The sequence below is a fragment of the Litorisediminicola beolgyonensis genome (assembly GCF_042679605.1).
Classification (GTDB): Bacteria; Pseudomonadota; Alphaproteobacteria; order Rhodobacterales; family Rhodobacteraceae; genus Litorisediminicola; species Litorisediminicola beolgyonensis.
Genome location: NZ_JBHTMU010000066.1, coordinates 1 through 9,969, shown reverse-complemented (window position 1 = coordinate 9,969; position 9,969 = coordinate 1). Strand labels below are relative to the sequence as shown.

Annotated in this window: 11 protein-coding genes; 2 read left to right on the top strand and 9 right to left on the bottom strand. The window is 67.1% G+C overall.

The genetic code is table 11. The features are described from left to right. Positions 1–235 precede the first annotated feature (235 nt). A complete protein-coding gene (locus ACFQ4E_RS20020) occupies positions 236–850 on the top strand; it encodes a hypothetical protein (protein WP_386806308.1) in 615 nt (204 codons plus the stop codon). Positions 851–863: 13 nt separating this feature from the next. On the opposite strand, the gene ACFQ4E_RS20015 is transcribed toward ACFQ4E_RS20020, so the two are convergent. Further along, entirely contained in the window at positions 864–1,907 is a 1,044-nt protein-coding gene (locus ACFQ4E_RS20015; protein WP_386806307.1) for a quinoprotein relay system zinc metallohydrolase 2, read from the bottom strand. Positions 1,908–2,022: 115 nt separating this feature from the next. On the opposite strand from ACFQ4E_RS20015, the gene ACFQ4E_RS20010 reads away from it, so the two are divergent. After that, on the top strand, positions 2,023–2,829 hold the full coding sequence (locus ACFQ4E_RS20010) for a quinoprotein dehydrogenase-associated SoxYZ-like carrier (protein WP_386806306.1): 807 nt from the start codon (positions 2,023–2,025) through the stop codon (positions 2,827–2,829). Between the two features lie 10 nt (positions 2,830–2,839). Here ACFQ4E_RS20010 and ACFQ4E_RS20005 read toward each other — a convergent pair whose 3' ends face one another. From ACFQ4E_RS20005 to ACFQ4E_RS19970, 8 genes are all read right to left on the bottom strand, one after another. Beyond that, positions 2,840–3,682, bottom strand: coding sequence for an isocitrate lyase/PEP mutase family protein (locus ACFQ4E_RS20005; protein WP_386806305.1), 843 nt, complete (start codon positions 3,680–3,682; stop codon positions 2,840–2,842). A gap of 25 nt (positions 3,683–3,707) precedes the next feature. Beyond that, positions 3,708–4,052, bottom strand: a complete 345-nt coding sequence (locus ACFQ4E_RS20000) for a hypothetical protein (RefSeq protein WP_386806304.1) — start codon at positions 4,050–4,052, stop codon at positions 3,708–3,710. Beyond that, positions 4,049–4,723: a hypothetical protein gene (locus ACFQ4E_RS19995; protein ID WP_386806303.1), complete on the bottom strand. Its 675-nt coding sequence runs from the start codon at positions 4,721–4,723 to the stop codon at positions 4,049–4,051. Before ACFQ4E_RS19995 ends, ACFQ4E_RS20000 begins: the two co-directional genes overlap by 4 nt. Positions 4,724–4,767: 44 nt before the next feature. After that, positions 4,768–7,020: a hybrid sensor histidine kinase/response regulator gene (locus ACFQ4E_RS19990; RefSeq protein WP_386806302.1), complete on the bottom strand. Its 2,253-nt coding sequence runs from the start codon at positions 7,018–7,020 to the stop codon at positions 4,768–4,770. Further along, entirely contained in the window at positions 7,017–8,174 is a 1,158-nt protein-coding gene (locus ACFQ4E_RS19985) for an FIST N-terminal domain-containing protein (protein WP_386806301.1), read from the bottom strand. The genes ACFQ4E_RS19990 and ACFQ4E_RS19985 overlap by 4 nt, the downstream gene beginning before the upstream one ends. A gap of 13 nt (positions 8,175–8,187) precedes the next feature. Beyond that, entirely contained in the window at positions 8,188–8,907 is a 720-nt protein-coding gene (locus ACFQ4E_RS19980) for a response regulator (protein ID WP_386806300.1), read from the bottom strand. A 106-nt stretch (positions 8,908–9,013) separates the two neighbouring features. Next, positions 9,014–9,655, bottom strand: a complete 642-nt coding sequence (gene gfa / locus ACFQ4E_RS19975) for an S-(hydroxymethyl)glutathione synthase (protein WP_386806299.1) — start codon at positions 9,653–9,655, stop codon at positions 9,014–9,016. Between the two features lie 134 nt (positions 9,656–9,789). After that, positions 9,790–9,969 (bottom strand): hypothetical protein (locus ACFQ4E_RS19970; protein ID WP_386806298.1); only part of this gene is annotated, 180 nt, incomplete at its 5' end.

Below are 9,969 nucleotides of genomic sequence, written 5' to 3'. Positions count from 1 at the left end.
TCGGACCGTCGAGATTGACCTCCATAACCTCAAGCGGCTTGCCGGCCTCAAGGGCCACGGCTGCACGGGTTTTCATGTGCGGGATCCTCCCAGATCGTCGTCGGGCGCTCTGTCGGCGCGTTGTCGAGACTATGGGTCAGGGGCCCGATTCCTCTCAACGCAGACCTTGGTGGGTATTGGTCGCGGATGGACTTGGACGCGCCTGTTTTGCATAGTCCGGGACAGGGAGAGAGCCATGAAACTCAAGACAATCGCCAGCCTGGCCGCTGCGGTCGCCCTTCTTGCCGAGGGCGCTGTCGCGGCGGATTATTCCGACCCGACCTGGCCCTGCATCCAGCGCAAGGTCGAGCGTCTGTCCATCGGTCTGATGTGGCCGCACGCGGTCGAGGAGGCCCCCGATCTGGCCGCCGATCTCGCCCGCGACATCGACGCGCTCGCCGATACTCTGGTGCTTCGCCGCATCTCGCTCGAGGAGGCCGAGGCGCGCGTCGCCGAGTTCGCCGAGAGCCACGAGACCACCGACCAGGTGATGAGCCAGGTCTTCTCGCGCGTGTTCGACCAGATCGCGCAGCGCCGCACCCGGATCATGGAGGGGATCGCGGATTTCTCGCTCGGCCAGATCGCGCTCGCCGAGCGCATCGACGCGGCGCGGGTCGAGATGGACACGGTCATGGAGGCCGCCGAGCCCGATTACGACCGCGCCGACGCGCTGGAAGAACAGATCGACTGGGACGAGCGGATCTATACCGACCGGCAGAAATCGCTGACCTATGTCTGCGAGACGCCGGTGCTTCTGGAAAAGCGGCTCTATGCCATCGCGCAGATGCTGCAGGGCAAGATCGAGGGCTGATCGGTCCCGCCCGTCACTCCCATTCGAGCTCGGTGAAGGCGACGGTGGCGTTGCGGGGGTTGTAGGCGTCGAACAGCTCCCACGCGTCGCGCTCGCCTTGCGCAATCACTTGTATCGCGTCCCCCAGCCGCTGGCCGGCTGAGATGGCCGCGCGGGTGTCACGGGCCAGCGTGTCGAGATAGCGGACCATCGGCGCGGCGCCTTCCGGCCAGTCGAGACGCGCGGCACCGTGGCCCGGGACGATACCGGTCAGGTCCAGGTCCGTCAGCCGGGCCATCACCCCCTGCCAGCCCAGAAGCGAGCCGTCGAGCGCGGGCGTGTGGCGGTCGAACACCAGGTCGCCCGCGAACATCACCCCGCTGTCGCGGTCGAGCACGGTCAGATCGGTGCCGGTATGCGCCGGAGGCCAGGCGGTCAGTTCGAGGACCCGGTCTCCGAGATCGAGCGGCACGGTCCCGGTCACGGGCAGGGTCACGGCGCGTGTGTCGGTGCCGATGAAGGACCCAGCCCCCACCAGACGCTCGAGGCTTTCGAGGTAGTTCTCGCGCCGGTCGGCGAGCGCGCGGGGCAGCGCCTCGTGGCCGACCACCTCGGCCCCTGCATCGGCGAAGACCGAGACGCCGAGCACGTGATCGGGGTGCATGTGGGTCAGGATGACATGGGTCACCGGCAGGTCGGTCCGGGCACGGATCGCGCGCCAGAGCCCCTCGCCCACGGCGCGGGTGGAGCCCGTGTCGATCACCGCGACGCCGGTGGAGCTGATCACGAAGCCCAGATTGGCCACGTCGCCGCCGTTTGCCGCGTCGGGTTCTTGCACGACGCCCGCATGGACGAAAAGCCCCGGCGCGACCTCGTTGACCTCGAGCGCCGCTCCGGCGGGCAGACAGGTCGCGTCGCCCTTGGCGGTGAGCCCGTCGAACCGGGCGATGTCCGGGGCAGTGTCGGCAAGTTTCTCGGAGCACGCGGCGGCGCTCGGGGCCTCGTATCCCGGCAGGAGCACGTCGCGGCAGAGATCGTCGGCCAGGCTCAGGCACAGGGTCACGACGGCTTCGAACATGGGCGGATCCTCGGACGCGGCTCGCGCGCTGTTGATGACTGAGACGGAAGGCGATGTATGATTCTTCCCCCTTTTGTGGCATAGATCCGCGATCATCAGGAGGAGGAGCCTGACAATGAATTTCTGGCACGCCGCCGCGCTTGCGGTGCTGATCGTCGGTCCGGGCCTGCCCGCCCTGGCGCAAGACAACCCGCTCGAGCCCAGCGAGAGCTGGGAGGCGCTGCGTGTCGATGTCACCGGCGAGGCGGAGATCGGCGACGGGTCGGCGCTCTTCGACATCGTGGCGCCCTATCGCGCCGAGGATGCCGCGACGGTGCCGATCCAGATCGTGCAGACCAACATGGACGAGACGATCACCGCGGCGACGGTGGTGATCGACGAGAACCCCGCGCCGGTCGCGGCCGAGTTCGACTTCTCGCCCGCGATGCTGCCTCTCGATTTCGAGATGCGCGTGCGGGTGAACCAGTATTCCAACGTCCGTGTCATCGCCGAGACCCCCGAGGGGCTGAAGATGGCGGGGCGCTTCGTGAAGGCGTCGGGGGGCTGTTCGGCCCCGGCCTCGCGCGATCCCGAGATCGCCCTGGCGTCGATGGGCCAGATGAAGCTGCGGCTGTTCGGCGAGCCTCCGGCAATGTCGCAGGCGCGGCGCGAGGCGCAGATCATGATCCGGCACCCGAACTATTCGGGGCTGCAGCGCGACCAGATCACCCAGCTCTTCATTGCGGCGCATTTCCTCGACCATATCGAGGTCTGGCAGGGCGACGAGAAGCTCTGGGCGATGGATGGCGGCATCTCGATCTCGGAGAACCCGGTCTTCCGCTTCGACTACGCCGACAATGGCGCAACCGCGCTGACGGTGAAGGCGACCGATACCGAGGGCAACAGCTTCGAGCAGGTCCTGCCGAAAGCGGCCGAGGGCTGAGCTCTCGCGCTCAGCTGCGGTTGGGCGAGACCACCTGCGACATGAGCGCGGCGACCTCGGCGTCCGGCATGGCCTCGGCGGCATAGCCGAAGGTGCCCGCGTCGCGCACCTCGCGGGCGGCCCGCATGAGCGCGCCGAGCGCCGCCCGGGCGAAGGAGCCGCCGACGCTGATCCGCTTGACGCCCACACCCGCCAGATCGGCGACGGTCAAGGGCTTGCCCGAAAGACCCATCACCACGTTCACCGGTCGGTCGACCGCGCCGACCACGGCGGCGATGCTGTCGAGATCGGGGAGCCCCGGCGCGTAGAGCACGTCGGCCCCGGCCTCGGCAAAGCTCTGGAGGCGGCGGATCGTGTCACCCAGATCGGGTCGGCCCCAGAGAAAGTTCTCGGCGCGTGCGGTGAGGACGAAGCCCTCGGCCCGCGCGGCCTCTGCAGCGGCGGCGACGCGCTCGGTGGCAAGCCCTGCATCGAAGATCGGATCGGCGGGATCGCCGGTGGCGTCCTCGATCGAGCCGCCGACAAGGCCCACGCCTGCGGCGCGCCGGATCGTCTCGGCGCAGGTCTCGGGCGCGGCGCCGAACCCGTCCTCGAGATCGGCCGAGACCGGCAGGTCGGTCGCCTGCACGATCTCGGCGGCGTTGGCGAGAAGCTCGTCGCGGGACAGCCCGGCGAAGGAGTCGCGCTTGCCTTTGGAAAAGGCGAACCCGGCGCTGGTGGTGGCGAGCGCCTCGAAGCCCAGATGAGAAAGAAGACGCGCCGACCCGGCATCCCACGGGTTCGGCATCACGAAGGTGCCGTCGCCTGCGTGAAGCTGGCGAAACCGGGCGAGTTTCTCGGACCTGTCGGACATGGGCCCCCTCCCCCGGATCACACCGTCAGAAACAGATGATCTCGGCCTCGGCCTGGGCGCGGCGCAGCTCGGCCACGAGATTGTTTGCAGCGACGGCGGAGTTGAACACCGCCATGCGCTCGCCCCCGGTCAGCCGCATCGAGAGCACCGTCTCGGCCTCGACGTAATCGTCGTAGGGCAGGATCGCGGCGATCTCGTCGATGGAGCAGGCGCAGCGCTCCAGCGCGGCGCGGCTCTGACCGTTGGTGGCCATGCAGGCGAAGATGTAATCGGCCCGCGCCGCCGTCGGGTAGTCGTTCAGCCGTTCGGCGACGCTCTGCCCCTGCGCGGCAGAGCCGATCAGCGCGAGGCAGAGCGCAAGCCGTGTCACTGTCCGCTCTCCAGACGCTCGAAGCGCATGTCCGAGACATACATCGGCGCGCCTCCGATCGGGTGCGGCGCTTCGGCGGCCAGGCTGAGATACCAGCCGGGCACCTCTTCGGACATGGTGACCGTCAAGGTCAGGTCGCCGAAGCCCTTCATCTTCTCCCGGTTCGGATCATCGGCGAAGGGGCGCAGGGTGAGGGTGGTCACCGGCACGGTCTCGCCGTTCAACTCGGCTTCGCCTTCGACCATCTCGGCGGGCTGGATCAGCGCGTCCTTCACCCGGTTGCGGATGTAGAAGGGGCTGCCACCGGCGATCTCGGCCATGTCGCGGACCACGGTCTCGTAGAAGAACATGATCATCGGGTTGCCGACGCTTGCGGGGAACGAGCCGAGATTGCGGTGCTTCTCGCCCTGGCGGAACTGAAGCTCGGCGACCTTCTTCTCTGCGGTTTCGTCGAAGGAAATCGCGATCTCGCCGCTGTCGCGCGGGCCGCTTTCCGGCTTGCCGCGGTTCTCGGTCTCGCGGCTGTAGACGAGCGTCGCCTCGGGCGCGACCGCGTCGAGCGTTCCGTTCTTGAACAGAAGATCGTAGGTTTCGGTGCCGACGGTCTGGCCCGCCTGCGCGGCACCGGCGAGGGCTGCTGTCACCAGCAGCGCTGCGAGTGTCTTTTTCATTGTGAGTCCTCCCGCCCCGAAGCCTATGAAATGCACCCGGGGTGTCATGCGCTACTTTTGTCGGTGATCCGGATGAGCGGCGTCGCGCCGGGACCGCGGGTCTTCCAGTCGATCAGCGGACGCAGGCGCGAAAGCTGCACCGGTTTCGTCAGCACGGTGAAGCCCTGATGGGCACCCGTGCGCACCAGATCGGCCGAGCGGTCGGCGGTGATGATGATCGCGGGCACCTTCACGCCCGAGGCCTCGCGCACGGCGCGGATCGTGTGGATCCCGGTGTCGCCGTCATCGAGCTGGTAATCGGCGAGGATGATGTCGGGCGGCATGCCGATCTCCTCGACCACGCGGCGGGCCTCTTCGGTCGATGAGGTGGGAAAGACGCTGGCCCCCCAGTTCTCGAGTTTCTGGGTGGTGGCGAACAGCACGTCGGGATCGTTTTCGACGACGAGCACAAGGAGATCCATGTCCGCGTCCTCGGGCGTCTTCGGCAGATCGGGATCGGCGCCGCGGCGGCGGCCCGGCACCATCTCCATGTCGAGACAGAAGACCGATCCGCGGCCCGGGGCCGAGCGCACGCGGATTTCGTGGCCTAGATGGCGGCAGGTGCGCTCGACGATGGAGAGGCCGAGACCCATGCCCGATCCGAAGGGCACGTTCTTGGCGCGGGCGAACTCTTCGAAGATGCGGGCCTGGTCGGCCTTGGAAATCCCCAGACCCGTATCCCAGACCTGCAGCACGATGCGGTTGCCGTGGCGGCGGCAGCCCATGAGCACGCGGCCGCCCGCATCGGTGTACTGGATGGCGTTGACCACGAGGTTCTGGATCGAGCGCATCAGGTAGCGCGGCTCGGAGCGCACGAAGACCGAGCTCGGGACGATGTCGAGTTGGACGCCCTTCTTCTCGGCCACCGGCATCTGATCCTCGACGATGCCCTGCATCAATGTCCCGAGACAGACATCCTGCGGGGTCAGCGCGGCGTCGGTCGTGTCGAGCCGCGAGATGTCGAGAAGCGCGTGCAGGATCTGCTCGATCGACTGGAACGAGCCCTGCAAGCGGTCGACCGTGCGCGAGAGCGTCGTGCCCTCGGCGGTCTCCTGCAGGGTGGAGATCAGGAGCTTCGCGGCATTGATCGGTTGCAAAAGGTCGTGGCTCGCCGCGGCCAGGAAGCGGGTCTTGGACGAGACCGCGGCCTCGGCACGCTCCTTGGCGAGGCGCAGCTCTTCCTCGACGCTGGTCTGCACGGCGTGCTGTTCGGTCAGCCGTTCATTGGCGAGCGTCAGCTCGGCGGTGCGTTCGGCCACGCGCTTTTCCAGCATCTCGGTGGCGCGGCTCTCGAGCGTCACATCCTTGACGTCGACGAGGAACCCCTGGTCGGGAAGGAGATGCGCATGGAGGTCGAGAACCCGTCCCCCGGCATGGCGGATACGACGCCGCAGCCGTCCCTGCCGCCCGAGCCGCTCGCGCCAGAGCTCGATCTCCAGAGCGGGCGTGTCGATCACGAGGCCGTTGAGCTGCATGAACCCGAGGATCTGGCCGAGCTCGGTGCCCTTCTGCATCAGCGTGTAGGGCACGCCGAGAAGCTCGCGGAAGCGCGAATTGTGCATGATCACCTCGCCGTCATGGCTGAAGGTGCAGATGCCCGAGGACATGTTCTCGAACGCGGCCTGCAGGTAATGCGCCTGCATGTCGATCAGGCTTTCCTTCTCGGACCGGTTCTGCCGGACGATGCCGGTGATCTCGGTCTGGAGAACCACGAGATTGTCCGAGGACGTGCGCTGGAAGCCGATCTGGAAATGCCGGTCGCCGGTCAGCTCGGTGACGCAGGAGAGAACCGAGGGCCCCGCCCCGCCCTGCCCGAGCTGCGTCGCGAGACCGCGCAGATCGGTATCCGCGGCGACAAGATGGGTGCTGCCCGCGAGCGCGCAGAGATAGGCCTCGATCCCGACGCCCGGCACGATGTCGGGCGAGATGTCCGGCAGGAGCGAGGTGAAGAGGTCGTTGCAGATCTCGAGCCGCCCGTCGGTGAAGAGCGCGAAGCCCCCCTCCATCGCCGAGATCGCGTCGGCCAGAGTCTTGCGCGAGCGTTCGCTTTCGTGGCGGACGCTTTCAAGTTCGCTGGCGGTGCGCTCCAGGTCGCGGGTCTTGGCCCAGATCTGGCCCTGAAGCGCGATGGCGGATTGAAACGCCGAATAGGCCGTGGTGCCGACCTCGTGCTGGCGATTGGCGCGGCGCACCAGCGCGTCGATGATCTTGGCCTGCTTGGCGACCTGAACTTCGAGCGTGTCGTTGGGGTCGATCATGGCAAGAGCTTCCGTCCCGGTCCGAAAAAGGCGACGCCCACGAAGGTCTGGTTCACGTGCACCCCGCAATGTTGTTCGCCATAGGTGTTGAAGCCCAGGACGCGATGACGCCGGAAGATGTCCGAGACGGCGTCCTTGAGGCCCTTCTGCTCGATCTCCAGCCGCCTGAGCACGCAGTCGAAGCCAAGGATGAAATCCGGACGCTCGCCCTCGGGTCCGGTCACGGACAGCCCGGCTTCAAGTGTCTCGAGGATCTCCTTGCCGCGCCCGAGCGTCATCAGGAGCCCGTCGTCGATGGCCGAGAGGAAGGACAGCGCGTCGCTCTCCTGAACGGCGTGAATGGCGCGCACGTGGTAGGCCATGTTCTGCCGCACGAGGAGCGGGTTCTCGGCGAAGACCTCGGGCGTCAGCGCATCGACCTCGCGTCCGATGAGGCGGGCATATTCCGGCGCGGCGGGCGCTCCGTTGATTTCCAGAACCAGCCGATCTTCGGGAAGCGCCTCGGTCACGACGAGCTGCTGGTCGGAGGGCAGGAAATGGTCGAAGCCGAGCCCAGTGAAGGCGAGATCTGTCTCGAGGATCAGAAGGAGCGCGGCGTCGGTGTGGAACTGCCCGCCATGCAGCACGAAGGTCTGCGAGAAGCTGAGACCGTCGGCCGCCGAGCCTCCGAACACGGGGATGTCGCCCAAGACCGTCTCGAGCGTGGAGACCAGAACGTCCTCCTGCTTGGCGAGCCCGTCGACCATCAGAAGCGCCAGCCGGTTCCAGCCATGTGTGCGCAGGAACTTCTCGGAATGGCGCCGGGCATCCGCCGCGATGGTCTTGATCGAGAGCGGCTGCAGCGGCGTGACCAACATCGAGGCGCAGCGGAAATGGCGCTTGGGGAAGGCCAGAAGCACCAGCGCGTCGGTCTCGTAGCCGCGGCCCGAGATCTGGCCTGCCGTGGTGCAGCCGAAGATCGGAACCCCGCCGAGCCGCGCCTCGAGCGCTTCGGCAAACTCCGGCGAGACCAGGTGATCCGGGATGAACGCGAGGATGAAGCAGGTTTCGGAGATATCGATGGCGGCAGCGGCGTCATCCGCCGCGGCCACGGGATCGGAGGCGTGCGAGACCGCGACGCCGACAAAGGCGGGGCGTGCGCTCTGCTCGTTCATGGGGACGTCCCCTTTAGCGGCTGAGGAACGCCCGCGCGTCCGGGTCGCCGCTGCTTTCGGCCTCTGCCGTCGCGTTCTCGACCAGCACCGCCGCCTGGGTCCGGTTCTGCACGCCGAGGCGCCGCAGGAGCGCGGTGATATGCGCCTTGACCGTGGCCTCCGCGAGATCGAGCTCGTAGGCGATCTGCTTGTTGGGCTTGCCCGCGCAGATCAGCTTCATGATCCGCGCCTGCTGCGGCGTCAGCTCGGCGATCTTGGGATGGATCTGCGAGGGCGTGGCGGCCGGAGCGCGGGCGCTGTCGCCCTGGTAATCCTTGGGCACGTATTTGCGCCCGTTGCTGACATCGAGCAGCACCTGCTTCAGCACCGGGGCCGAGGCCTCCTTGGGCAGGAAGCCGGCGGCACCCTGCTCCATCAGCGCCTGCACAACCTCGCTCGAGGTCAGAGACGAGATCACCAGGATCGGCGTGTCCGGAATGCGGTCGCGCAGGCTCTGGAATCCGGAGATGCCCGAGACGTCCGGAAGCTTCAGATCGAACATCACCAGGTCCGGCAGAAACCCCGCGTCGATTCGCTCGAGCGCGTTGGCGAGGGTCTGTGCCGTCTCGATTCGGCAACCGGGAAACACCAGCCGCAACGCGGCGGACAAGGCGTCGCTGTAGAGCGGATGATCATCGACGATGATCACCGATCTCACGCGCCCGCAGACAGTGTCAGTGGCGTGATCTTTCATGAAAATGTCCTCCCGGCACGATGTTAGCCAGCGATTCGCGCACGCGCAACAGGAGTGCTCGGGCAAGGGCCACCTCGCCCGAGCGGTCGACTAGATGTTGCGGGTATTACTTCAGGACACCGCTCTGCTTCGCGATATGCGTGGCAATCGCGTCCATCAGCGGCGGCGACAGGCAATCATAGGGCTCAAGGCCCAGCTCGCGCAGGCGCGAACGGATGTCGTCCATGCGACTCGGCTCGACCCCCGATTCGATGACCGAGGAGCAGAAGGCCGCGAACTCGGCCGGCGACCAGCCGCTCTCATCCGAGAGCTCGGTATGCACGAAGTCGAGCCCGAAGAACGGGTGCCCCTCGTTCTCGATCCGGCCGAACATGTGGGTGCCGCAGGCGGTGCAGGCGTAACGCTGGATCGCCGCGTTGGGATCGACCCGGTCGAGCTTGCGGCCGTTTTCCGTGACGGTGACGTGCTCCTTGCCGACCACGGCAACCTGGCTGAACGTCGCGCCATCGGGCTTCCAGCACTTGGTGCAGCCGCAGACATGGTTATGCGCCGTCTGCGCGCCGACCGCGACCACCACCGGGTCGCTCTTGCATTTGCATTTGAGCGTGCCGCCCGAGAACCCCGTCGTGCCCGGCTTCACGCCGTTGTCCACAGCCGGGTGAATTTTCACGTGCCCGAGCTTGGGCGTGGATGCGCCCCCCGAGCCACCGTCGTCACCGCCACCGAAAAGATTGGAAAACAAACCCATTGGAAAAGTCCCTCCCTGAATGGACGCGCTTGTGAAATGGCCTGAGGCCGGGCGCATTTTTTCCCGCGTCAGCGTGGTGCCGGAGCGGGATTCGAACAATTCGGCAATAAGTATCGCCCGAAACTCCGCGCGAGTCAGCCTCGGTGCGCCGCGTCAGGCCGGATCAGGCGCTGCGCCAGCGCCCGCAGATCGGCGATGGTCTCGCCGCCGAAGATCGCCCGGTCGAGCCGGTCGAGCACCCGGCGCCGCTCACCCTCATCGCCGTCGCGGCGCAGCATCGCCTGCCCGGCGCGGCGTATCCCGGCCACGTCGCC